A 22915-nucleotide genomic window follows, 5' to 3' on the forward strand; every position below is an offset into this window, starting at 1 on the left:
CCGAGCGCCGAGCGTGCCCGGTCGCCCCCAGTGTGCTCGCTCCTGCAGGCACTCTCGGCGCGAACAGGCACTGTCGACGGCGAAGACCCCGCACCCGAGCGGATGCCCGCCGCCGGTAGCGTGGAGGGGTGCGCGCCCCGACTCCCCGCCCCCTCGACCGGGAGATCTTCCGGCTCGCGGTCCCGGCGCTTGGCGCTCTCGTCGCGGAACCGCTCTTCCTGCTCACCGACACCGCGCTCGTCGGCCATCTCGGCGAGATTCCGCTCGGCGGGCTGAGCATCGCGAGCGCGATCCTGCAGACCGCGGTCGGCCTGCTGGTGTTCCTCGCCTACGCGACGACCCCGACGGTCGCCAGGCGGCTCGGAGCCGGAGACCGGCCCGGCGCGATCCGCGCGGGCATCGATGGGCTCTGGCTCGCCGTCGCGGCGGGCGCGCTGCTCCTCGCCGGCGGGCTGCTCGGCGGCGAGGGGCTCGTGCGCCTTTTCGGCGCGCCGGATGCCGTGTCGGACGCGGCCACGACCTACCTGCTCATCTCGCTCTGGGGCCTCCCCGCGATGCTGCTCGTGCTCGCCGCGACGGGCCTGCTGCGCGGCCTGCAGGACACCACAACCCCCCTCGTCGTCGCCGGCCTCGGCTTTCTCGCGAACGCCGTGCTCAACGCCGTGTTCATCTACGGCTTCGGCTGGGGGATCGCCGGCTCCGCCATCGGAACCGTGATTGCCCAGTGGGGCATGGCCGCCGTCTACCTCGTCATCGCGGTGCGCGCGGCGCGGCGGACGGGGTCGACCCTGCGGCCGGGGCTCTCCGGGGTGTCGGGAGCGGCAGCATCCGGGGGGTGGCTGCTGCTGCGCACGCTGTCGTTGCGGATCGCACTGCTCGCGACGGTCGTCGTGGCGACCCGGCAGGGGGTCACCGAGCTCGCCACGATGCAGATCGCCCTCACGATCTTCTCGACGCTGGCTTTCGCGCTCGACTCCCTCGCGATCGCGGGGCAGGCGATGATCGGACGCGGACTCGGGGCATCCGACCGCGCCCGGGTCGCGGCGATCACGCGGCGGCTGATCACCCTCGGGATTCTCGCGGGCGTCGGGCTGGGGATGCTCGTGGCCCTGCTCGCGCCGCTACTCGGCCCGGTCTTCACCGGCGATCCGGCGATCCACGCGGCGCTCGCGAGCGTCGCCCTCGTGATGGCGGTGGGAGTGCCGCTGGCCGGCTACGTCTTCGTGCTCGACGGGGTGCTGATCGGCGCCGGCGACGCGCGCTACCTCGCGGTGACCGGTATCGCCAACCTCGCCGTCTACGCGCCGCTGCTCTGGCTCGCGGCCGGAACGGGCGGCGTCGTCTGGATCTGGGCGTCGTTCGGCCTCGGATACATCGGGGCGAGGGCGCTCACCCTCGGCCTGCGCGCCCGCGGCGAGCGCTGGATGGTTACGGGGGCTGGCTGAGCGCCGAGCACTTCGGCGTCGCACCCACCCGTGCTAGTTTCGCCAGAACCGCGAGGCGCCTAAAATTGTCGCCTCCAAGGGCCTCAGGGGACTGCGCCCGAAGGGGACTGGGCCCCCGAGGGGACACAAGTCGGCAACTCGCGGGGCAGGCCCACCGTGTGAGCCGCGCCACCGCTCGGATAGCCTGTTCACCATGTCGAAAACCTCCCCCGTCGCGCTCGCGCGCCCCGAGTTGACAGCGTGGCGCAATTCGCTGTTCGTGCTCTTCGCGCTCTGCGGGATCGGGCTCGCGAGCTGGGCTGCGCGCATCCCCACCGTGAGCGCGTCGCTCGGCCTCACCACGGGCGACGTCGGGGTGCTCCTCTTCGGCATCGCCGCCGGCTCGATCGGCGGACTGCTCGTCTCGAGCCACCTCATCGCCGCCTTCGGCACTCGCACCGTCATCACCTGGGCGCTCATCGTCGGCCCGCTTGGCCTCACTCTCGCCGCCGTAGGAGCGACCGTGCTGGTCAGCTTCCCTGTCGCGATCGCCGGCCTCGCTGTGTTCGGCGCCGCGCTGGGTGCCTGCGACGTCTCGATCAACGTTTCCGGTGCCGCGAACGAGCGGGCTATCGGCCGCAACATCATGCCGATCTACCACGCCTTCTTCAGCATCGGCACGATCGCCGGCGCCCTGGTCGCGGCACTCGCCGAGCGCCTCCGCGTGCCGCTCGAGGTGCACATCGGCGGGATCGCCGTCGTGTCGATCATCGCCATGCTGGCGAGCGTGCGCTTTCTGCTCCCCGAGCCGGTCTCGGAGCCCGAGGCGGGGACGGATGCCGAGAGCGCGCCCGGCGACGGCTGGCGTGGCCGGCTCAGCATCTGGCGCAACCCGCGCACGATCTTCATCGGCCTCATCGTGCTCGGGATGGCGTTCACCGAGGGCTCGGCGAACGACTGGCTCGCGTATGCGATGGTCGAGGGGCACGGCACCGACAAGCCGACCGGCGCGCTCGTCTTCGGCGTCTTCGTCACGGCCATGACCGTCGGACGCCTCGGCGGCGTGAAGCTGCTCGACCGCTTCGGCCGCGTGCCGGTGCTCCGTGTCTCGGCCGTGCTTGCCGCGATCGGCCTGCTCATGCTCATCTTCGTTCCGGTCGTCTGGATCGCCGTCATCGGGGTCGTACTCTGGGGCCTCGGCGCCTCGCTCGGTTTCCCGGTCGGCATGTCGGCGGCGGCGGACGACCCGCGAACGGCCGCCGCGAGCGTGAGCGCGGTTGCGACGATCGGCTACGTCGCGTTCCTCGTCGGCCCGCCCGTGATCGGATTCCTGGGCGAGCAGGTCGGCATCCTGAACGGGCTTCTGCTCGTGCTCGTGCTCGTCGCCCTCGCGGGGGTGTTCTCCCACAAAGCCCGCGAACTGACCCCATTGGCGAAGTGAGCCGCGCAGGCTGGATAGGGTTCTAGGCGTGCGTCTTGTCATTGCCCGTTGCTCCGTCGACTACGCAGGACGTCTCAGTGCGCACCTGCCGCTCGCGACCCGCCTCCTCCTGCTCAAGGCCGACGGGAGCGTGCTCGTGCACAGCGACTCCCTCAGCTACAAGCCGCTCAACTGGATGAGCCCGCCCTGCAGCATCAGCTTTCCCGAGGTCGCAGACGACGCACGGGAGGTCGGCGTCACCGAGACCTGGAAGGTCACGCAGGCGAAGACATCAGACCTGCTCGTGATCTCGATCCACGAGATCGTCCACGACTCGGCTCACGAGCTCGGCATCGACCCCGGCCTGCAGAAGGACGGCGTCGAGGCCCACCTGCAGAAGCTGCTCGCCGAGCAGATCGACCTGCTCGGCGAGGGCTACCGGCTTGTTCGGCGCGAGTACATGACCGCGATCGGCCCTGTCGACATCCTCGCGACCGACCATGCCGGGGCATCCGTCGCGATCGAGATCAAGCGCCGCGGCGACATCGACGGCGTCGAGCAGCTCACCCGATACCTCGAGCTCATGAACCGCGACCCGCGGCTGGCCCCGGTGGCCGGCGTCTTCGCCGCCCAAGAGATCAAGCCGCAGGCACGCACACTCGCGCTGGACCGCGGCATCCGCTGCGTCACGCTCGACTACGACGCGATGCGCGGGCTGGACGACAGCGACTCCCGCCTCTTCTAGGCACATTCGCTTTCATTATTCAGGACTGGTGGGCGGGCACACTCACTCGCGCCGCCGACATACGGCGCGAATCCGCCAGAATCGCCGCAAATGCGGCCGTCTATGGCGGGTGGGCGTTACGCCTGCAACTCCACCCGCCGTCCACTCCTGAATAATGAAAGGATGCGCGCGGCTTAGGCTGTGACGGTGAAGCCCGACTGGACCTGCATCCTCATCGACCTCGATGGGACGATCACCGATTCCGCGCCCGGAATCACGTCGAGCCTCGCGTGGATGTTCGAGCAGCTCGGCCGCCCGATCCCGACGCCGGCCGAACTGCTCCGCTATGTCGGACCGCCGCTGCTCGACTCGTTCCGGGACTTCGCCGGCTTCAGCCCCGCGCAGTCCGCGCACGCGCTCGAGGTGTACCGCAGCCACTACCTCGTACAGGGCCTCTACGACAGCTCGGTCTACCACGGCATTCCCGAGGTCCTCGCGGCGATCGGCGCGAGTGACGTCCCGCTCTCCCTGGCGACCTCGAAGCCCGAGACGCCGGCCAATCTGATCCTCAACCACTTCGAGCTCGCGCGGCACTTCGACATCATCGCCGGGGCATCCGACGACGAGGTTCGCAGCTCCAAGGCGGATGTCGTCGCGGTCGCCCTCGAGCGCCTCGCGGCGGCGGGCGCCGACGTCTCGAACCCGATCATGGTGGGCGACCGCGAGCACGACATCGAGGGAGCCGCGGCGCACGGCATTCCGACGATCTTCGTCGAGTGGGGCTACGGCTCGGTCGCCGAGCGGGTCGGATCGCACTCCAGCGCGAAGCATCCGGGCGAGCTGCCGGGGCTGCTGCTCGGCGGGGTCGACCTGCAGGGCCTCACGGCCTGACCAGCCCGGCCCCGCTCCGCCCGCCCCTGCTCGGTCACGGCGGCCCGAGTTTGCCGAGAGTACGCGAAATGGTGCCTCCGCGCGCCGTCCAACAACCGAAACGCGTACTCTCGGCGCTGAACTACAGGCAACCCCTCCGCCTGGGCCCGCCACCGGGCTCAGGCCAGGCCCGAAGTTCGCCGAAAGTACGCGAAATGGTGCTTCCGCGCACCGTCGAAGAACCGCAACACGTACTCTCAGCGCGCTAGGCGCTCCACGACGACGCCGAACACCCGCGGCAGCGCCACCGCGGTCGGCACGATCGCGCCGCGGAATGGCGACGTGGCCGCGGCGACGAGGCCGGCCGTGAGTACCCGGAAGTCGCGTGTGCGCAGCATCCACTCCCTCTCGTAGTAGCCAGGGCGCCCGGCCGCGATGCATTCGATCGCCGCGCGCGCCTGGGCGAGACCCACCCTGATGCCCTCGCCGGTGATCGCGTCGACGTAGCCGGACGCGTCGCCGACGAGCATCACGCGGCCGAACGACCGCCGCGTCGCGCGTTGGTCGAACGGGCCGGCACCGCGAAGTGAGCTCGCCGGTGGGACGCCCGCGAGGCGCGATGCGAGCGCGGGGACGGATGCGATGGCCTCGTCGAAGTCGGTGCGGGCGGGGCCCAGCAGGGCGATACCGACGAGGTCGTGCGAGACCGGGGTGACGTAGGCCTCGGCGCGCGGGGTCCAGTGCACCTCGATGAGGTCGCTCCACGGAGCAATCGCGTAGTGCCGGCGCAGGCCGAAGCGCCGCCCCTGCTGGGGCACCGTGATCTCGAGGCCGCAGAGGCGCCGCACGGTCGAGTGCAGACCGTCGGCGCCGAGCAGGTAGCGGGCGGTGACGCCCGCGGCGGTAACACCGGTGCCGTCCTGCTCGATCGCGTCGACGCGACCGCTGACCCGGCCGACGCCGAGCTCGTCCGCGCGCTGGGCCAGCGCCCGGCTCAGCTCGGTGCGCCGCACTCCCAGTCCGCTGCCGGAGCGAAACCGGTGGTCGACGCGGTGCCCAGCGGACTGGTAGCTGACCCCCCGGAGCGGATGCCCGTGCGGTGCCACCCCGAGACGCGCGAGCGCCGGGACGGCACCGGGCATGATGCCCTCGCCGCACGCCTTGTCGATCGAGCCCGATCCGCCGCCGGTCGAGTCCGGCCCACCCTGCCCGCGCGGCTCGATGATCGTGGCGCTGAGCCCGACCAGACGCGCTTCGATCGCGGCGGCCAGACCGACCGGTCCGCCGCCCACGATGAGGACATCGACATCGGGAGCCGCCATCATGACGCGGGAGCGGCTCGCGCGTCGAGGGCCGCGAGTGCCCGGTTCTCGGTCGGGATGCGGAACGCGAGAAGCAGCACGGCGTTGAGAACGGTGAACACGATCGCGGTGCCCCAGGCGGAGTACACGAGCGGCAGCGCGATCCCCTCGATCGCGACGACTATATAGTTCGGGTGCCGCATCCACGAGAAGCGGTACGGGCCGCGCTCGACCCGGCCGAGTCCGGGCACGACGATCACCCGGGTGTTCCACTGGTGGCCCAGGGAAGAGATGATCCAGTACCGGCCGGCCTGGCAGAGCACGACGAGCGCCAGCATCGGCCAGCCGAGCCACGGGATGAACGGCCGGTCGAGGAGATACACCTCGGCGACGCAGGCGATGAGAAGCCCCGTGTGCAGGGCCACCATCGCGGGAAAGTGCCCCCGGCCGTACTCGATTCCGCCGCGATCGAAGGCCCAGCGGGCGTTCCGCTTCGAGATGACGAGCTCGACGAGCCGCTCGACCCCCGTCGCGAGGATCAACGCGAGATAGCCGATCACGACGGCCACCGCAGCAGCACGAGCTCGCCCGAGATACCGGGGCCGAGGGCGAACAGCAGGGTGCGGTCGCCGGCGTCGTGGCCGGCGGCGAGCGAGTCGGCCAGGATGTGCAGCACCGACACAGAGGACAGGTTGCCGACCCGGGCGAGCGACGCCCAACTGATGTCGAGTTCGCCGTCGTCCAGCTCGAGGCTCTGCGCGAAGGCCTCGAGCACCCGTGGACCGCCCGGATGCGCGACCCAGCGGTCGATCGAGGCGATGGAGCACTCGTTCGCCTCGAGGAACGAATCAACGTCGTCGCCGAAGTGCCGCTCGACGATCTCGCCCACCCTGGCCGTGAGCACGATGCGGAAGCCGGTCTCGCTCGCGTTGAAGCCGATGACATCCTCGGTGTCGGGGTAGAGCTGGCTGCGGGTGTCGACGACGTCGGGCCCGGTCACCGGCATCCGCTTCGCCCGCTCGTCGCCGACCATGATGACGGCCGCAGCCCCATCGCCGAACAGCCCGGTCGCGACCAGGTTGGCCATCGAGTCGTCGTCGCGCTGGAAGGTCAGCGAGCAGAGCTCGACGGCGATCAGCGCCGCGACGCCCTCCGGGTGACCCGTGAGGTAGTCGTTGACCCGCGCGATCCCCGCCGCGCCCGCCACGCAGCCGAGCCCGTACATCGGCACGCGCTTCACGTCGGGGCGCAGGCCGAGCCGGGCCACGAGCAGGCCGTCGATCGAGGGGGCGGAGATTCCGGTGACGGAGGTGAACATGAGGTAGTCGATGTCGGCGGGTTCGAGGCCGGATGCGTCGAGCGCCGCGCGCAGGGACTCCTCGGCCAGGTCCGCGGCGACCTCGATGAACATGCCGTTCGACTCGGAGAAGGTCTGCGGGTCGAGGTACTTCTCGATCGGCATCACGAGGTGGCGGGTGTCGACGCTGCTAGCACCGTGCAGCCGGGCCAGAACGGCGCGCTTCGACGGGTCCCGGGTGACCAGCGGACCGATCATCGCGGTGATCTCGGATTGGGAGTAGACGAAAGCGGGGAGGGCGGGCGCGACCGCCGCGATTCGAACCATTGCAGACGGTAACACGCGAGGGTGTGCTCGCCCAACGGAGTCTGGTCCCCCAAAAATACGACACCCCTCCCCAGCGGGGTACAAACGCTTCCCCCACTTCGGGGTGAAGCGCGGCATGTCGCCTTTCGTCGGTGCAGCTGCGCGCCCTAGGTTCGAAATCACCACCCGAGTCGGGGCCCAGACCCAGTGCCGACAGCCCGCCTCAACGCTTCCCAGAGACTTCGACAATGACCTATTTCGCCCTGATCGCCTTCGTCGCCGGCGCGATTCTCGCGCTCGTCTTCGTCGTCGCTGTTCTCGCGTCGAGTGCACGCAAGTCCCACATCTCCTGACCCCGCGAACCTGACATTCGCCCGAGTGGCGGAATACCTCATTGGAACGCCTCGTTGGCACGAGTGTGGCGCGCGATTGGCGGGCGCCGGATCCTCTCTCGGAGGATGACGACAGCTCCCAACGAAAGAAGCACTGTGCCGCTCTTCTCCCCGACCACCCTCGGCTCCCTCTCGCTCAGCAACCGGGTCGTGATGGCGCCGCTCACCCGCGTGCGCTCCGGACACACCGGCGTGCCGAACGATCTCGTGGTGGAGTACTACGCCCAGCGCACGAGCACCGGCCTGATCGTCTCCGAGGGCACCTACACGAGCGCCGAGAGCCAGGCCTACCCCGGCCAGCCCGGAATCGTCAGCCCGGAGCAGGTCGAAGGCTGGCGCCGGGTCGCCGACGCCGTGCACGCGAAGGGCGGGCTGATCGTGATGCAGCTCATGCACGGCGGCCGCGTTACACACCCGTCGATCAACGGCGGCCACGAGCCGATCGCGCCGAGCGCCATTGCCATCGCGGGCGATGTTCGCACCCCCGACGGAAAGCTCCCCTACCCCGTTCCGCACTCGCCGTCCGAGACCGAGATCAGCGGGCTCATCGCCGAACATGTGCTCGCTGCCCGCAACGCCATCAATGCCGGATTCGACGGGGTCGAGGTACACTCCGCGAACGGCTACCTGCTGCACGAGTTCCTCTCGCCGGTCTCCAACGTGCGCGACGACTCCTACGGCGGCTCGCCCGCGAACCGTGCCCGCTTCGGCATCGAGGTCATCACCGCCGTCGCCGGCGAGATCGGGGCCGACCGCGTCGGCGTGCGCATCTCTCCGGCGCACAACATCCAGGACGTCGCCGAGACGGATGCGGACGAGACGCGCGCAACCTATGAGGCCCTCGTCGACGGCATCGCGCCCCTCGGACTGGCCTACCTGAGCGTGCTGCACGCGGAGCCGGCCGGCGATCTGGTGCAGCGCCTGCGCGCGCGCTTTGGCGGCCCGCTGATGGCCAACAGCGGCTTCGGTGTCGTGACCACGCGCGATGAGGCGGCGCGGCTCATCGCGGACGACTCGGCCGACGTGATCGCGGTCGGCCGCATGATCATCGCGAACCCCGACCTGGTGCGCCGGTGGAGCGACGAGACCGAACTCAACGAGATCGACGCGAGCACCTTCTACGGCCCCGACGAGCGTGGCTACACCGACTACCCCGCGCTCGCGAGCTGACCCGGCGCGTCACCCCCGCCTCCGCTGCGCTTCCCCCGATCCCGCCGAGGGAAGATACGCCTATCAGCGCGAGACTCGTCGCGAACAGCACAGCGAACGGCACTCCCATTGCGACGGCGGCCCGTGGTGACGTGGCGAGCAACGCTCTCGGTCGGCGAATCGGTCACGGGCGGATGTTCGGGGCAGGATCACCAGGCGGCGCAGGGGCCGGTTCGCCGGCTGGCTCGACTGCGGGCTCCGGGGCAGGCTCGACGGGCGGGAGCCCGGCGGGCTCCTCCTGGCCCTGATCGAGCCGGAACGGCGGGTACTCGTCGCGCATGAGCGCGGCGTAGGCGATCACCCGGTACACCCAGCGGTTGATGCCCATGATGAAGTCGAACATGCCCCTTCGGTACCGGCCGGTGAACAGCAGGATGAGCGCCGCGATCAGCACGAGGATCCCGATGAGTGAGATGTCGCCGGTGGCCTCGACCCCCGGCCTCCGGTCATTCCAGTCCCAGACCTGGCCGGCGGTGCCCGTGAGAACGCCCAGGATGAGCAGGTGCGGCAGCACGAGCAGCCACCACTTGACGAGCACGAGGCCATGGGAGAGCTTCTCCGGGTACTCGACGTCGAAGTCGGCGGGGTAATCGGTGCGGCTGAGCGAGAACGGCGGATACCGGTCGGTGCCGAGCGCGGAGTAGGCGTAGAAGCCCACGCGCCAGCTCCACCGCAGCACGCCGACATTGAAGTTGAACAGGCCGCGCGAGTATCGGCCAGTGAAGAGGATCGCGAATCCGGCGACGCTGGTCGTCACGAGGAACGCGACCCAGAGCACGATGAGCACCACGAAGTGCGGGATCGAGAGCAACCACTTCACGAGCCACAGCCAGCGCGAGAGCTGAGGGTCGAGTTCTCCGCGAAGCCGCGCGGGGTAGACCAGGTGGCGGTCATCGTGGGGCGCCCCCAGCGATTTCCCGCCGCCCAGCCCCGAGGCCCCCAGCACGATGAGCGGGATGCCGAGCAGGAGCAGCGGCAGCCCGATGAACAGCAGGGCGACCGCGGCGGGCCCGATCAGGCTCGACCGCACGCCGGCGCGCAGGCCGACGTCGACCGGCGCCGATGCATCCGCGTTCATGACGACGATCGTCCTGTCGCCCGAGGCGAGTTCCCACTCGAGCTCCCGGGCTCCGGAACCCTCGACCGACTCGACCCAGAAGTCCTGCTCACCCGGAGGCTCTGGCGAGCCTGTTCCCGGGACTTCACGGTAGCGGGGCTGGAATGGAGTGGTTCCCACGGCCGTCACGACCGAGTGCTCGACGCCGTCGAGATAGTCTGCGACCTCGTCGGCCGGTCCGATGCCGAGAAAGACGTCGCTGTCGGGGCCGGCGGTGCCTTGCAGTGCGAGGCCGAGCACATCCGACGGCAGCACGGCGTCGCCGACGCCGCGATCCATGTAGATCCTGAAGTCTTCAGAGACGACGGCGTGCCCGTCTGACGAGTACGGCGCCGTGCCGGTGGCGAGTTAGCTGCCATCCTGCTGTTGCAGCGCCACCACGCCGGCGGCGAGGCCGATGGATGTGAGTGCGAGGCCGATGGTGACGAACAGAACGCCGATCACGAGCATCGCGGCGTACACAAATTTCATGGGAGGCTCTTCTCGTCAGGCGCCGATTGGTCCCCTGGATGACTCAGAATTTCCCGGGTACACAGCGGGTGTCAACCCCCTGTCGGCTGCCATGCCTGTGGCGGAACGTGGTCGCATCAGGGCCGACCACGTTATGCGGCGCTGGATCGTCTGGGTGAGCGCGGGGGAGGCAGTCGGCTTCCTCGCGCCCACCCTCGCGTTCGTGATCTCGATTCGGTTCACCCTTCCCGCACTCCCACTGCTCGTCATTGGCGGAGCGATTGAGGGCGCCGTGCTCGGGACGGCCCAGGCCGCCATGCTGCGCGGCGTGCTCCCCGGGCTCCGGTCGGGGCGCTTTATCGGGGGCACTGCGATCGCCGCGGCAGTGGCGTGGCTGATCGGGCAGTGGGTCGGCGAGACGGCACCGGATCTCGCGGAGTTCTCGCTCCCGCTTCTGGTCGTGCTCGCCGGCCTCGGTCCGCCCGTGCTGCTGGTGTCGATCGGCTTTGCACAGTGGATCGAGCTTCGTCACCACGTCGAGCGAGCCGGCCGGTGGATTGTCGGCAGCGCGGTGGCGTGGCTGGTGGGCCTCGCTATCTTCTTTGCTGTTGCCTCGCCGCTCTGGCGCGCGGGTCAGAGCATGGCGCTAGTCGTCGCAATCGGAGTGCTCGCCGGAGTGCTGATGGCGGTGGGCATGGCGGCCGTGACAGGCGGCGTGATGCGGATGCTGCTGCGGACGCGACTGCCCGTTACTGCCGGTCGACACCCCGCCGGCAGCCGCAACTCCTCCTCCACAGGCCAACGTCGGAGAGCGTTGTCCACAGGTATTATCCCAGATCAGGCTGCAGTTTGCCGTTCGCAGGAATGTCGGTGGCCTCTGTCATTGTGTGGGTATGTCCACAGCAACCGATCCCCTCATCGACAGCGCTGTTGCGCTCGCGTCGGTGTGGGCCGGCGCGCTGACCGGGTTCGGCGATCACGTCGGCGAGCATTCCCTCTCTGGTGCGACACCCGGCGCATCATTCGGGGCGATCACCGTTGCCCCAGCCCAACTTGATGTGGAGACCATGTCCGATGCCGGCCTGCTGCGGGCGATCCGGTCCGGCTACGACCTGAAACGACAGGTCGATGCCCTCCTGGTCCGTGCGGCCGGGGAACTCAGCGTACGGTCTCGTCCGTCGCTCGGGCAGGGCGGGTTGGCGAAGTCGTCCGGGCACACCTCCCCGGCGGCGCTGCTCACCGAGCTCGGTCGGATCACCATGGCCGAGGCGGGTAAGACAGTCCGGCTGGGCGAATCCACCACCGCCCCCGTGTCCCTGCTCGGGGAACGACTCCCCGCACCGTTCCCTCTCGTCGCCGACGCCGTCAACACCGGTGCGGTGCAGGTGGATGCGGCGCAGGCGATCATCACCAACCTGACCCAGGCCGCCCCACGCGCCCTGCCCGAGCATCTGGTCGCGGCAGAGGAGGAGCTCGTCGACTTCGCGGCGTCCCATCCGGCGGACACGGTGCGCAAGCTCGCGATCCACTGGCGCGATGCGCTCGACACTGACGGGGTCGCACCACGGGAGGAGGCGCTGATCGCGCTGAGGTCGTTGCGCTGGTCCAAGCAGGGCAACGGGTTGGAGCGGTGCACCATCGACCTCGACCCCCTCGGTGCGGATATGTACGCACCATGATCGACGCGATGGTCGGCGACGCCCTGCGCACGGTGCGCTTCGAGGCCGAGCCAGCAGGAGCGGCAGGAACCGACGGCGGCCACAACCACAGCCCCAGCACCGGCGGCGACGATTCTCTGGACCGGGACGCGTGCTCGGCCGATCATGTCGAGCTTGCCGACCTGCGCACCATCCCGCGGATCGCCGCCGACGCCCTGATCGATGTCGCCCGGCACATGATGGGCTGCACCACCGCACCCGGAACCCTCCCGCACACCACCCTGGTGATCCGGATGACGTTGGAGCAGCTCGAGTCAGGACTCGGCGCGGCGCAGTTGGACGGCGTCGAGGAACCCATCACCGCCGGTGCCGCCCGGATCCTCGCCGCGGACGCAGAACTGATCCCAGCGGTCCTCGGCGGGAACAGCCAGGTCCTCGACCTCGGCATCGGCAAACGACTGTTCACCCGCGCACAGCGGATCGCCTTCGCCGAACGCGACGGCGGCTGCGCCATCACCGGCTGCGGAAAACCGCCGTCCTATACGGAGGCGCACCACATCCACTGGTGGTCGAACGGCGGGAAAACGGACCTCACCAACGGGATCCTGCTGTGCACCGGCCACCACCATGTGATCCACAACGGCTGGACGGTGCAGGTCATCGACAACGTGCCCTGGTTCATCCCACCCGCCAGAATCGACCCGACCCGCACCCCGCGCCGCGGCGGAAGACTGCCCACCCCCGTGCTGCCCTGACCCGGGCGACACGGTCCCGGTCTCCCGACGGTCGCCACACCACTAACGCAACCGGCGGAAGGCGCTTCGCCCGCACCAAGAAAACACATGTCCCTGCCCATGGCATTATGTTCACGAATTTAGTCCAACCCGCGAACGGAATCCCCGTGTGATCTACGCACCTATCGGGGCGACGGGTGCAGGCTTGCACGTGGTTGCCTACGTGATCGACGGAACGACCGGCATTGGCACGCTCGGCGCGATCCTCTGGGTTGCCGTGCCCGTGCTGATCTCCACTTCCGTGCGGTTCTTGCTCTACACCTGCCTCCCGCGCGAGGCGGACGCATTCCACGTTCTCCTATTTGTCGTCACGGTCGCGCTGCTCGCCCTCGCGATCATCCTCGCCGCTGTAGGAGCTTCGATCGGGGTCTGCCTGATGATCGTGACTCTTGCCCCCGCCGCCCGCGTCGTCGGCTTCGAGGGGGTTGGCCGTCGGCACCACGAGGCTGCCCTCCAACGCACGCTCGCGTGACGCGGAATCCAGCTCGCCGGCGCCGCGGTCGTGGTCAGCGAAGCGCGGACATGTCCCGCTCGCTCAAATGGGACCTCAGGAACTGCAGCAGCAGGGCCGCGACGGTCTCCGGCCGCTCGAGCGCCGGGAGGTGGGCGACGCCCGCGATCGTGACGTGCCGGGCCTCCGGAATCCGCGACGCGAGGTGCTGGAGTTGCGCCGTTGGAGTCGGGAGGTCGTACTCGCCCGACACGCACAGGGTCCTCGAGCGGATGCCGTGCACCTCGCCCGTCACATCGAAGGCGGCGAGCGCGTCGCAGCACAGAGCATACGACTCATCATCCACCTGTCCGAGGCGGGCAAGAGTCGCCGCGGCGACCTCGGGGCTGCGCTCGACGAAGCCGGGAGCGAACCATCGCTCGGCGCTCCCGGCGATGACATCGTCCGTGCCATTCGCGCGGATATGGGCGGCACGCTCCAGCCATCCCTCCGCCGCGCCGATCTTCGCACCGGAGCAGATGACAGCAAGGTTCAGCAGCCGCTCCGGGTGCCGGAGCGCAAGCTCAAGGCCGACCGCGCCCGCAATCGAGATCCCCGCGTAGTGGAACGGGCCACCGCCCGCATCGTCTACGAAGGCAATCACCCCGTCGGCGAGCTCCGCGATGCTGAACCGGTCGCCCGCTGCCGGGCTCAGGGCATGCCCGGGCAGGTCGAACCGCAGCACCCGGTAGTACTCGGCGAGCGCGGGGACGACCCCGTCCCAGAGCGCGCCTGTGGTTCCGAGCGACGATCCGAGGACGATCGTCTGCGGGTCGCCGCCCTCTCCGGTGAACTCCTGGATTGTTCCGCGGATGATGGGCACACTCATGCGACCGTGGTCCCTTCGTCGTGGATCAATCGGCCGTCATCGGGCATCGGGCGGGCACGGGTAATTCTACCGGGAACCGCCCCGTAAGCCCTCTGCACGGGTCCGTCAGCCGGCCCTCTCGCGCGCCTCGCGCAGCCAGCCGACCGCCAGACGAACGCGAACGGCGAGCAGGACCGGAAGGCATCATTCCTCGAGGTTAGGGCGCGGGGCGCCCCGGGGGTATGGCTGAGCCCGCGCGGGTCACGGTGACACCCGCACCGGTGCTCGTGAACACCAGTTCCGCGAGGCTGTCGACGACGAGGTCGGCGTCGAGCTCGTCCCGCGAATGCGTGCCGACCACGCCGATGGTGGCGCACCCTGCCGCACGCCCGGACGCGAGCCCGGCCGGGGCATCCTCGATCACGAGGCAGCGGGCGGGATCGAAGCCGAGTCCCGCGGCGCCCGCGAGGAACGGATGCGGGTGGGGCTTTCCGAACTCGACGTCATCGACCGTGACGACGAGGTCGGGCGCGATGATTCCGGCCGCCCCGATCCGCGCCGCGGCGAGCTCCCGCGTGCAGGAGGTGACAATCGCCTGGCGGTGGGCGTCGATCGCGAGGAGGGTGGCCTCGACGCCCGGCAACACCGTGATCCCGTCGGTGTCGTCGGTTTCGATCTGCTGGATGCGGGCGTACGCCGCCGCGAACTGCTGCTCGCTCACAAGAGAGGCGACGAGATCGCGCGCGGGCTGCCCGTGACCGCCGTCCCGGAACGACTGCTCGACGCCGTACTCGCTGGCCCACTTCAGCCACGAGCGCTCCACCGCCGGGGTCGAGTCGATGAGGGTGCCGTCCATATCGAAGAGAACACCGTCGAAGGCGGTGCCGAGGATGCCGTGGGGAGAGAGAAGAGTCACCCCATAAGTGTGCCAGCCGTGCGCGGCCGCGCTGGATAGGCTGCAACCGACCGCCCAACGCCCGCCAACCGGAGCCACCGTGACCCACTCACATCCCCTGCACGTCGATGTTGAAGCGCAGTGCCTGTGCTGCCGATCGATGCAGCCGTTCCGGTTCGCCTCGCCGACCGACCAGGTCGTCTGCCCGTTCTGCGCGAAGCACCTCGGCTCGGACAAGGCGGAGCGGCGCGACCGGGACCACGTCGAGCTCTGGCTCGACCTCTACACCGAGCTGCAGGATGCCCACGTGAACGCCGTCTCGTCGGCGCAGGTTACTGGCGCCCAGGTCGAGGCTACGCTCTCGGAGCTGCGCGCCGAGGTCGCACAGCTGACGGAGGCGATCGCGACCGATTTCGAGAGCGCCCCCGCCGCCGGCATCCGCGATGCGCTCGGCAGCGAGGTTCTCACGCGGTCCGAACGCCGCACCGAGCTGCTCTACCGCAGGCTCGACCGCCTGATGGCCGCGATCTGGCACATCGACGTTCTTCACCACGATGCCGACGCGCCGGGCCTGTGCGTCTGCGGACGTCCGGTCGCGAGCTGCCCGGAGAGCCGCGCGATCGACGGCGAGCGCCAGGAACTGCGCACCTGGGAGGCCAAGAACCTCCAGCTGCTGCGGGAGGGAGCCAGACACGCCCTGCCCTCCGAGCATCCAGGGGTAGCGGGCGCGTAATCGTCATGCCGAAGCAGAAGGGCCCCGAGCCGGACTCCCGCGGGTGGTTTCGGCCGACCTGGCCGGGGTCACCGGCATCGTCACGAGCCTCTACGGGCTCGTCAGTGGTCGCCGTTCGTGGGCGGGGAGCTCAGCGGAGTTGCTCGCCAGAGAGCGTTCGGGTCACACCCCGAGCTTTAGCTGTACTGCTCAGGGACGCTGGCGCCAGAGGCTGGGCCTGGGACGGCGCACATGAGAAAATCGGTGCGGATCCACCCGTGAGGAGCCACCGTGAGCCCGACCGATCCGGCCATCGATCCGGCTATCGACCCCGCCGCCGAACCGAGCGGGGCCGGGTGCGCCGAGTGCCTGGCCGGCTCGATTCCCGGCTGGTGGGTTCACCTGCGGCGGTGCGCGACCTGTGGGCACATCGGATGCTGCGACACGTCGCCCTCCCGGCACGCCAGCAGCCACGCGGCGATCGCGGGGCATCCGGTGCTCAGGTCATTCGAGCCTGGCGAGAGCTGGTTCTACAACGTGCTGACCGAGAAGTACTTCGTCGGCCCCACCCTCGCCGACCCCCAGTCTCGGCCTTCCGACCAGCCCGTGCCGGCGCCGGCCGACAAGGTTCCCGAGAACTGGAGGGATTACATCCACCCGGGCTGAGGCAACGTTTCAGCCACCAACGTGGATCCCGGGGCGCCGGGCAGGATCCTTCTCGGCCTCTCGAAGGATCTCCCGCACGAGCGGTGCGGTGTCGCCCCGACCCAACAGCAGGTAGCGGAACATATAGGCGATGGGGTGGCCCTCTGCCCACTCGAAGTGGCACTGCGGGCGCACTCCGGTCGCATCGCGGAGAGCCAGAAGGATCCCCGCAATCGCGTTCGGGACTGCAGAGCTTTGGACCTGGAGGATATGGTAGCCGTAGTTGGTGTGGCCCCGCACGTTAAGGGTCTCGCTGAACGAGGATGGATCGACGATGTCGACCTCGAGGAACAGGATCGTTGCGCTGGCAGGCACGGGATTCATCGCCCGCTGCGTCGCATCCTTCTCCGTATATTCGGCCTGGTCCCCCTTGTCACGACGATTAGCGATGACATTGAGCTCGCCATCCTGTGCGAGCACCTCGGCAATGATGCGGCGTGCACCGGCATCGAATGTCACCGTGTCGACCCGGAGCTCGGTGGCGCGGTAGACGCGGGAGATGACGGACACCGCGACGATCCCGCCGATGAACAACCCCGAGATCGCGATCCCGTCCGGTTTCTCAATGATGTTCTCAATGAGGGCATAGAGCAGGACGAGGGTAAGGATGCCGAAGCCGATCCGAGCCGCGCGCTGCCTCTTGCGGATTGCGGAGATTGTCACGGCGACCGATGCGGACACCATCATTGCGAGGATCCCTGTTGCGTAAGCACCCGCCTGGGCGTTCACGTCTGCCGCGAAGGCGATCGTGATGATGACACTCAAACCGGTGTAGACGAGTACGACCGGCCTGACCGCTCTGCTCCACTCAGGCGCCATGCCGTAGGAGGGGAGGTAGCGGGGCACGATGTTGATGAGTCCCGCCATTGCGGATGCGCCGGCGAACCAGAGGATGAGCACGCTGCTGATGTCGTAGACGGTTCCGAATGTCTCGCCGAGGTACTCGTGGGCGAGGTAGGCGAGCGCGCGGCCGTTGGCCTCGCCGCCCTCCTCGAACTCCTCGGCGGGGATGAGGACGGTCGTGACGAAGGTTGTCGCGATCAGGTACACACTCATGATCAGCGCCGCCGTGGTCAACAGCTTTCGCGTGTTGCGCACCCTCGAGGCGAGCACCTGAAACTCCGTGAAGCCCTCCGACTTGACCAGCGGCATCATGCTGACGCCCGTCTCGAATCCCGAGAGTCCGAGCACGAGCAGGGGGAAGGCGAGCACCGCGGTCCTCGCGACGTCACTGGCGCTGCCACTGGCGGCGACACGGCTCAGCCAGTCGTCGAAGGTGCCCGGGTCGGCGACGATGGCCGCGACCGCGACGGCCACCACGACGGCGTTGAGGACGAGGAAGATGACGACCAGTGGGATCGCCACGTTCACGGCCTCGTTGAATCCGAGCAGGAACACCCCGCCGAGGATGAGCAGCAGCACGATCGTCACGGTGACCGCCTGACCCTCGAGGAACGCGGGGGCGCGCGGGTTCTCGATCACGTGAACCGTCGCGTCGGCGCTCGACAGGGTGATGGTGATGATCCACGACGTCACCACGAACCCGAGCAGCACGAGCACGAAGATCTTGCCGCGCCAGAAGGGCAGCAGCTTCTCGAGCATCGCCACCGACCCCTGCCCGTGCGGGCTCTCCTTGGCCACCCGGCGGTACATCGGAAGCATGCCGCCGAGGGTCAGGATGACGATGAGCAGTGTCGCGATAGGCGAGAGCGCCCCTGCTGCGAGCACCGCGATCGCCGGCAGGTAGGAGAGGGTGGAGAAATAGTCGACGCCAGTCAGCGCGGTCACCTTCCACCAGGCATGGCTCTCCCCCTTCCCGCCGACCGACTCGGGGCCGGCGGGGGCAACACGCTTCGCCAATAGCCATCGAGAAAGTCGATTCCCGGAGTTGGGGTCCCTGGTGTCGAAAACTATCCGCTCGGGGACCATGCTGCCTGCCACTGATTCGGTCACGAGCGTTGACACTACTCTCGAATCGGGAGCGTGCCCGTATTACCGGGCGACCAGTGTTCGCCAGGTGGCTCCGAAGTCGCTGCTCACGCTGACGCCCCGATCGTCGGCGACGACGAGCACCGATGTCGGCGCCGCGGCGAAGGTCATTGCCTCGACCTCACCCGCCGTCGATCCGCTCTGCCGCCACGTCCCCCCGCTGCGCACCCACACGTTTCCGGTCAGATCGATACCGACGAGCCCGGCATCGGCCCCATACACAGCCTCGAAAAGGTATACCGGCGGCGCGCCCTCGACGAAAGCGAACGTGGCGCCACGATCGCCGCTGACCATGAGGCCGTCCTCGGTCGTCGCGTAGACGGTGTCCGCGGAACCGGCATCCACCGTCAGATCCCGGGCAATCAGGGTCGCTCCGAGACTCCAGGTCGTGCCCGAATCGCCGCTCGCCATGACGACGCCGTCTGCAGCGCGGTAGCCATAGAAGTTCAGCTCGCCGTCCGCCGCAGGCGCAACAGCGATGTCATGGAAGTCGACCTCTCCACTCAGCGAGACGTTCTGCCAGGTCTGCGCGGTGTCGGTGCTGGTGATCAGGCCGAGGTTCGCCGGCGAGGTGTCGAGGTCGCGAGGATCGGGGTGCCCCGAGAAGGATATCTGGCCATCGAGCATGGCGAAGGCCATGGGATCAAGGTCGCGACCGGCGATCGGGCCCGCGAACTGCTCCCAACCGATTGTCTCGTCGGAGCCCGAGACCGGCACCTCATAGACGCCGCCGTGGGCGGCGAGGTAGATCGTGCCGGTGACGGAGTCGACCCCGAGCCCGTGAACGTGCCCGATGCCGCCGGTCGGATCGACCGCTGCGGGACGCCCGGCGTCGCCCCAAGGTCAGCGGCGCAGCCGGATGCAGCCATCGCAGCGGCGGCCACGAGCGCCAGCACAGCGACGGCTCGCCGCGCGGATCGTGATACGGATGCGGATGCGGATGCGGATGCGGGGAGCACGCAGCTCCTTGTCGGTGCGGAGTGCGGCGGTCGGCATAGGTGTTCTCGCCGGATGTCAGCGCAGGCGAGCCGACTGGCAATGACGGCCTGGCCTCACGGCATGACGACGACCTTGCCGAGCGCGCGCCCCTCGCCGACGTGAGCGAGCGCCTCCGGCACCTGATCGAGCGTGAAGGTGCGGTCGATGTGGATGCGGAGGTCGCCCGCGAGGCACCGCGTCGCAACAGGCTCGAACTGCGAAGGACCCTGGCGGACCGCGAGGACGCCCATCCGGCGCCCGGTGAGCAGTCCGAGCGCGGCGCCGACCGCCGCGACCCCCAGCAGGGTCGGCACGGCGCCGCCGACGCACCGGTAGCGGCCGCCGGGAGCGAGCGCGCGCCGGTAAGCGAACACCGACCGGCTGGCAACGAGATCGAGCACGAGGTCGAATGGTCCGAGCCGGGTGAAGTCCGAGACTCGATAGTCGACCACTTCGTCGGCGCCCAGGGAACGCAGGTAGTCGAGCTTGCCGGCGTTGTCGACGCCGGTCACGTGCGCCGCGGCGAGCGCGGCGAGCTGGATCGCGAAGGTGCCCGCCCCGCCGCCGGCGCCGTTGATCAGCACCCGCTGCCCGGGGCGTGCGCTGGCGGTGCCCTGGAGTGCGATCGAACCCGCCTGAGGCACCGTGGAGGCCTCGGCGAACGTCAATCCCTCGGGCTTGAGCGCAAGCATCGCCTCCGGCGCGACGGCGAACTCGGCGAATCCGCCCAGGAGGCCCAGATTGTCGCCATAGACGTCGTCACCGACGCGGAACCGGGTGACGCCCGCGCCGACCGCCGCGACACGTCCGGCGATGTCGGAGCCGAGAACGCGGCGCGCCGGCGCGCGCAGTCCGCCGATCCGGGCGTACAGCGGCGACCCGCGCAGTCCCTCCCAGTCCGAGAGGTTGACGGATGTCGCGGCGACCTCGACCAGCACCTGCGTCGGGCCCGGCGCCGGCACGGGAATCTCTTCGACCCTCAGCACGTCGGGCGGGCCGTACCGGTCGTAGACGACGGCCCTCATGCCGGACGACCGGTGGCCGCGCGACGCGGAGAGCTGGACATGCGAGCCAGTGTAGGCGGGAGGGGGCTCCACGGCGACGGGCGGGCTGCCGAAGCAAGCACGGCGCGCAAGCGGATGGACCTGGTCGCGTGGTTCAGACGCGCAGGCGGATCCCCGACGACTCCAATTCGAGCGCGGCGAGCTTTCGCATGACGGCGCCGTCCCCGCGACGCCACGCGCCCATCGCGTCGACGTTGACCTTCGCGATAGTCGTGACCTTTTGATTGGTGAGAGCGCGCAGGGCCAGTAGATCGATGCCGGCACCGGCGCGGACAAGGGCTTTCGCACGGCCGGCCCGGCGAACGAAACGGGCTCGAGGTACGAGCCAGAGCACCAGGATCATGACGATCGGCAGCGCGGCAATCCCCACGCCGAGCGTGAGCGCGAGCTGCTGAATCAGCTCCTGCTGACTCTGGCCGGCTTCCTCGAGCGCACCACCCGCACCACTCGCACTGTCGAAGGGCACGCCGACCGTCGACCCGATGAACGGGACGCCCTCGAGGTTGTCCCCCACCTCGGTCATGGCCACGCGAAAGCCCGCTCCCGCGTCTTCCATCTGCTTGCCGTAGGTGGCCAACTCGGTGATGAGCCTGTGGATCGTTACTCCGAGCCAAACCCATCCCGTGATGAACGCGAGAGAGATAACGTCGGCGAAGACCTGCCGCGCTCTGCGCGGCCCGAAGTCTGAGTACAGTTTCATGGCCTCACCCTTGCACGCAGCGAGCATAATTCTGGTCAACGAACGGCGCGACCGTAACGGCCGCTGTGGACGACGACCGCGAAACGACGAAGGCCGACCCGGATCTTCTCCGAATCGGCCTTCACTGTTCGTAGTGGTGCGCGAGGGGGGACTTGAACCCCCATGCCCTCTCGGGCACACGGACCTGAACCGTGCGCGTCTGCCAATTTCGCCACTCGCGCAGACTCAGCGAGATTATCACAGCGCGAAGCCCGTCCGCGGCGCTGGGCGGCCCGTCCCACCGTTCCGCTGCGTCATCGTGCCGCAATCACCACTGCAGAGGTACCGGCTAACATACGAGAAGTCACGAATTGACTGGAACGAGGATCCCGTGGGCCTGTTAGACAACTTCGAGCGAGGACTCGAGCGCGCCGTCAACGGCGTGTTCGCGAAGACGTTCAAGAGTGGTCTCGCTCCGATCGAGATCACGAGCGCACTGCGCCGGGAGCTCGACACGAAGGCCGCCGTCGTCTCGCGTGAGCGCATTCTCGTGCCCAACAAGTTCGTCGTCCGCCTCGGGCGCACCGATTACCAGCGAATGACCGCGATCGGCCCGACGCTCATCGACGAGCTCACCCAACTCGTGCAGAATCACGCGACGGCGCAGGGGTACCAGTTCGCCGGCGGCATCTCCATCCGCCTCACCGAAGACACCGGCCTGAGCGAGGGGATGATCCGTGTGGACTCCCAGAATGCCAAGGGCGAGGTCTCCTGGACCCCGGTGCTCGATGTTGCGGGCAAGCGATATCCAATCGTGAAGTCGCGCACCATCATCGGCCGCGGACACGACGCCGACATCACGGTCGACGACACCGGAATCTCCCGCAAGCACGTGGAGGTCCTGTGGGATGGCAAGCGGGCACAGGTCAATGACCTCGGCTCGACAAACGGCTCCCAACTCAACGGCGAACCTGTCTCGAAGGCACCGCTGGCACCCGAATCAGTGATCCAGATCGGTCGAACCCGTATTGTTTTCCGAGTGCTTGCCCAATCCTCCGACGTCGACCAGCGCGGCGACCGCGATCGAGGCACCCAGAAGTGAGTGATCTGACACTCCTCATTCTGAGGCTTGCCTTCCTGCTTGTGCTCTGGGGCTTCGTCTTCGCGGTCGTCTACGCCCTGCGGACCGACCTGTTTGGCCAGCGAGTGCGTCGCCAGAGTGTGCCGGATGCCGTCGCTGTCGCCCCGTCCGCGCCGCCATCAGTCGCCCCCGTGCAGAGGCCGCCGACGCCCGCGAACTCGCTTCCCCACAGCACGGCACCACCGGCAACCTCGACCTCCGCGAACCGCCTCGTCATCACGTCCGGCCCGCGCTCCGGAGTCGAGATGCCGCTCAGCAACCAGCCGCTCACGATCGGGCGGTCGAGCGAGAGCGGCCTCGTGATCAGGGACGACTACACCTCGACCCACCACGCCAGGCTCATGCTTCTCAACGACTCCTGGGTCATCCAGGACCTCGATTCGACGAACGGAACCTTCCTCGCCGGGTCGCGGGTCGTCGTCCCCACCCAAATTCCCTTGAACACCCCGGTCAAGATCGGCACAACCAGCTTCGAACTCCGGCGGTAGCCCC

24 protein-coding genes and 1 tRNA gene are annotated in these 22915 nt (G+C 68.8%); 12 read left to right on the forward strand and 13 right to left on the reverse strand.

The genetic code is table 11. The annotated features are described in order from the left end of the window. Positions 1-128 precede the first annotated feature (128 nt). The 4 genes from ABIB15_RS09350 (at position 129) to ABIB15_RS09365 (ending at position 4459) form a co-directional block, all read left to right on the forward strand. Positions 129-1445, forward strand: coding sequence for an MATE family efflux transporter (locus ABIB15_RS09350; protein ID WP_354477364.1), 1317 nt, complete (start codon positions 129-131; stop codon positions 1443-1445). 193 nt (positions 1446-1638) lie between these two features. Continuing rightward, the gene (locus ABIB15_RS09355) at positions 1639-2865 is read left to right on the forward strand and encodes an MFS transporter (protein WP_354477367.1); all 1227 of its coding nucleotides are present in this window, start codon (positions 1639-1641) and stop codon (positions 2863-2865) included. A gap of 28 nt (positions 2866-2893) precedes the next feature. Further along, positions 2894-3589, forward strand: coding sequence for an endonuclease NucS (gene nucS, locus ABIB15_RS09360; RefSeq protein ID WP_354477370.1), 696 nt, complete (start codon positions 2894-2896; stop codon positions 3587-3589). 186 nt (positions 3590-3775) lie between these two features. Next, positions 3776-4459: an HAD hydrolase-like protein gene (locus ABIB15_RS09365; RefSeq protein WP_354477372.1), complete on the forward strand. Its 684-nt coding sequence runs from the start codon at positions 3776-3778 to the stop codon at positions 4457-4459. Positions 4460-4695: 236 nt separating this feature from the next. Here ABIB15_RS09365 and ABIB15_RS09370 read toward each other — a convergent pair whose 3' ends face one another. From ABIB15_RS09370 to ABIB15_RS09380, 3 genes are read right to left on the reverse strand one after another with little or no spacing between them, the layout of a single operon-like run. Continuing rightward, a complete protein-coding gene (locus ABIB15_RS09370) occupies positions 4696-5763 on the reverse strand; it encodes an NAD(P)/FAD-dependent oxidoreductase (RefSeq protein WP_354477375.1) in 1068 nt (355 codons plus the stop codon). After that, entirely contained in the window at positions 5760-6299 is a 540-nt protein-coding gene (locus ABIB15_RS09375; RefSeq protein WP_354477378.1) for an isoprenylcysteine carboxyl methyltransferase family protein, read from the reverse strand. Before ABIB15_RS09375 ends, ABIB15_RS09370 begins: the two co-directional genes overlap by 4 nt. After that, entirely contained in the window at positions 6296-7363 is a 1068-nt protein-coding gene (locus tag ABIB15_RS09380; RefSeq protein ID WP_354477381.1) for a type III polyketide synthase, read from the reverse strand. Before ABIB15_RS09380 ends, ABIB15_RS09375 begins: the two co-directional genes overlap by 4 nt. Positions 7364-7830: 467 nt before the next feature. Between ABIB15_RS09380 and ABIB15_RS09385 the strand changes: the two genes are divergently transcribed. Next, positions 7831-8904: an alkene reductase gene (locus tag ABIB15_RS09385; RefSeq protein WP_354477384.1), complete on the forward strand. Its 1074-nt coding sequence runs from the start codon at positions 7831-7833 to the stop codon at positions 8902-8904. A 163-nt stretch (positions 8905-9067) separates the two neighbouring features. Here the strand turns inward: ABIB15_RS09385 and ABIB15_RS09390 are convergent, their stop codons facing one another. Both ABIB15_RS09390 and ABIB15_RS09395 read right to left on the reverse strand, forming a co-directional pair. Continuing rightward, a complete protein-coding gene (locus ABIB15_RS09390) occupies positions 9068-10339 on the reverse strand; it encodes a DUF4389 domain-containing protein (protein WP_354477387.1) in 1272 nt (423 codons plus the stop codon). A gap of 69 nt (positions 10340-10408) precedes the next feature. Continuing rightward, positions 10409-10531 carry a hypothetical protein gene (locus tag ABIB15_RS09395; RefSeq protein WP_354477390.1) on the reverse strand — a complete coding sequence of 41 codons (123 nt, stop codon included), beginning with the start codon at positions 10529-10531 and terminating at the stop codon, positions 10409-10411. A gap of 872 nt (positions 10532-11403) precedes the next feature. Between ABIB15_RS09395 and ABIB15_RS09400 the strand changes: the two genes are divergently transcribed. From ABIB15_RS09400 to ABIB15_RS09410, 3 genes are all read left to right on the forward strand, one after another. Further along, positions 11404-12189 carry a DUF222 domain-containing protein gene (locus ABIB15_RS09400; protein ID WP_354477393.1) on the forward strand — a complete coding sequence of 262 codons (786 nt, stop codon included), beginning with the start codon at positions 11404-11406 and terminating at the stop codon, positions 12187-12189. Beyond that, positions 12186-12923 (forward strand): HNH endonuclease signature motif containing protein, encoded by a 738-nt coding sequence (locus tag ABIB15_RS09405; protein WP_354477396.1) that lies wholly within the window; start codon positions 12186-12188, stop codon positions 12921-12923. The genes ABIB15_RS09400 and ABIB15_RS09405 overlap by 4 nt, the downstream gene beginning before the upstream one ends. Positions 12924-13071: 148 nt before the next feature. Further along, on the forward strand, positions 13072-13434 hold the full coding sequence (locus ABIB15_RS09410) for a hypothetical protein (RefSeq protein WP_354477399.1): 363 nt from the start codon (positions 13072-13074) through the stop codon (positions 13432-13434). A gap of 34 nt (positions 13435-13468) precedes the next feature. Here ABIB15_RS09410 and ABIB15_RS09415 read toward each other — a convergent pair whose 3' ends face one another. Together ABIB15_RS09415 and ABIB15_RS09420 are read right to left on the reverse strand one after the other, a co-directional pair. Next, on the reverse strand, positions 13469-14281 hold the full coding sequence (locus ABIB15_RS09415) for an alpha/beta fold hydrolase (protein ID WP_354477403.1): 813 nt from the start codon (positions 14279-14281) through the stop codon (positions 13469-13471). Positions 14282-14477: 196 nt separating this feature from the next. After that, the gene (locus tag ABIB15_RS09420) at positions 14478-15176 is read right to left on the reverse strand and encodes an HAD-IA family hydrolase (protein ID WP_354477406.1); all 699 of its coding nucleotides are present in this window, start codon (positions 15174-15176) and stop codon (positions 14478-14480) included. Positions 15177-15315: 139 nt separating this feature from the next. Between ABIB15_RS09420 and ABIB15_RS09425 the strand changes: the two genes are divergently transcribed. Together ABIB15_RS09425 and ABIB15_RS09430 are read left to right on the forward strand one after the other, a co-directional pair. Further along, positions 15316-15888, forward strand: coding sequence for a hypothetical protein (locus tag ABIB15_RS09425; protein ID WP_354477409.1), 573 nt, complete (start codon positions 15316-15318; stop codon positions 15886-15888). A gap of 270 nt (positions 15889-16158) precedes the next feature. Then, complete coding sequence (locus ABIB15_RS09430) at positions 16159-16533, forward strand: UBP-type zinc finger domain-containing protein (protein ID WP_354477412.1); 375 nt, start codon at positions 16159-16161, stop codon at positions 16531-16533. A gap of 9 nt (positions 16534-16542) precedes the next feature. Here the strand turns inward: ABIB15_RS09430 and ABIB15_RS09435 are convergent, their stop codons facing one another. From ABIB15_RS09435 to ABIB15_RS09460, 6 genes are all read right to left on the reverse strand, one after another. Next, positions 16543-18501, reverse strand: coding sequence for an APC family permease (locus ABIB15_RS09435; protein ID WP_502908937.1), 1959 nt, complete (start codon positions 18499-18501; stop codon positions 16543-16545). Positions 18502-18564: 63 nt separating this feature from the next. After that, positions 18565-19200: a WD40/YVTN/BNR-like repeat-containing protein gene (locus tag ABIB15_RS09440; protein WP_354477417.1), complete on the reverse strand. Its 636-nt coding sequence runs from the start codon at positions 19198-19200 to the stop codon at positions 18565-18567. Between the two features lie 204 nt (positions 19201-19404). Next, entirely contained in the window at positions 19405-19557 is a 153-nt protein-coding gene (locus tag ABIB15_RS09445; RefSeq protein ID WP_354477420.1) for a hypothetical protein, read from the reverse strand. A 56-nt stretch (positions 19558-19613) separates the two neighbouring features. Next, positions 19614-20564 (reverse strand): NAD(P)-dependent alcohol dehydrogenase, encoded by a 951-nt coding sequence (locus ABIB15_RS09450; RefSeq protein WP_354477423.1) that lies wholly within the window; start codon positions 20562-20564, stop codon positions 19614-19616. A 133-nt stretch (positions 20565-20697) separates the two neighbouring features. Further along, positions 20698-21303: a hypothetical protein gene (locus tag ABIB15_RS09455; RefSeq protein WP_354477426.1), complete on the reverse strand. Its 606-nt coding sequence runs from the start codon at positions 21301-21303 to the stop codon at positions 20698-20700. Between the two features lie 134 nt (positions 21304-21437). Continuing rightward, positions 21438-21524, reverse strand: a tRNA-Leu gene (locus tag ABIB15_RS09460). Positions 21525-21673: 149 nt separating this feature from the next. On the opposite strand from ABIB15_RS09460, the gene ABIB15_RS09465 reads away from it, so the two are divergent. Then, positions 21674-22384, forward strand: coding sequence for an FHA domain-containing protein (locus tag ABIB15_RS09465; protein ID WP_354477429.1), 711 nt, complete (start codon positions 21674-21676; stop codon positions 22382-22384). Next, positions 22381-22911, forward strand: coding sequence for an FHA domain-containing protein FhaB/FipA (locus ABIB15_RS09470; RefSeq protein ID WP_354477432.1), 531 nt, complete (start codon positions 22381-22383; stop codon positions 22909-22911). The genes ABIB15_RS09465 and ABIB15_RS09470 overlap by 4 nt, the downstream gene beginning before the upstream one ends. The last annotated feature ends 4 nt before the right edge of the window (positions 22912-22915 follow it).

The sequence above is a fragment of the Marisediminicola sp. UYEF4 genome (assembly GCF_040546025.1).
Lineage (GTDB): Bacteria > Actinomycetota > Actinomycetes > Actinomycetales > Microbacteriaceae > Marisediminicola.

Bases quoted from the DNA above. Each gene is read 5' to 3' on its own strand.
- ABIB15_RS09425 (WP_354477409.1), top strand. From the start codon at position 15,316: ATGCAGCCGTTCCGGTTCGCCTCGCCGACCGACCAGGTCGTCTGCCCG.
- ABIB15_RS09405 (WP_354477396.1), top strand. From the start codon at position 12,186: ATGATCGACGCGATGGTCGGCGACGCCCTGCGCACGGTGCGCTTCGAG.
- ABIB15_RS09400 (WP_354477393.1), top strand. From the start codon at position 11,404: ATGTCCACAGCAACCGATCCCCTCATCGACAGCGCTGTTGCGCTCGCG.
- ABIB15_RS09435 (WP_502908937.1), bottom strand. From the start codon at position 18,501: ATGGTCCCCGAGCGGATAGTTTTCGACACCAGGGACCCCAACTCCGGG.
- ABIB15_RS09445 (WP_354477420.1), bottom strand. From the start codon at position 19,557: ATGCCGACCGCCGCACTCCGCACCGACAAGGAGCTGCGTGCTCCCCGC.
- ABIB15_RS09440 (WP_354477417.1), bottom strand. From the start codon at position 19,200: ATGGCCTTCGCCATGCTCGATGGCCAGATATCCTTCTCGGGGCACCCC.
- ABIB15_RS09355 (WP_354477367.1), top strand. From the start codon at position 1,639: ATGTCGAAAACCTCCCCCGTCGCGCTCGCGCGCCCCGAGTTGACAGCG.
- ABIB15_RS09370 (WP_354477375.1), bottom strand. From the start codon at position 5,763: ATGATGGCGGCTCCCGATGTCGATGTCCTCATCGTGGGCGGCGGACCG.
- ABIB15_RS09455 (WP_354477426.1), bottom strand. From the start codon at position 21,303: ATGAAACTGTACTCAGACTTCGGGCCGCGCAGAGCGCGGCAGGTCTTC.
- ABIB15_RS09395 (WP_354477390.1), bottom strand. From the start codon at position 10,531: ATGAAATTTGTGTACGCCGCGATGCTCGTGATCGGCGTTCTGTTCGTC.
- ABIB15_RS09450 (WP_354477423.1), bottom strand. From the start codon at position 20,564: ATGAGGGCCGTCGTCTACGACCGGTACGGCCCGCCCGACGTGCTGAGG.
- ABIB15_RS09380 (WP_354477381.1), bottom strand. From the start codon at position 7,363: ATGGTTCGAATCGCGGCGGTCGCGCCCGCCCTCCCCGCTTTCGTCTAC.
- ABIB15_RS09390 (WP_354477387.1), bottom strand. From the start codon at position 10,339: ATGGATCGCGGCGTCGGCGACGCCGTGCTGCCGTCGGATGTGCTCGGC.
- ABIB15_RS09415 (WP_354477403.1), bottom strand. From the start codon at position 14,281: ATGAGTGTGCCCATCATCCGCGGAACAATCCAGGAGTTCACCGGAGAG.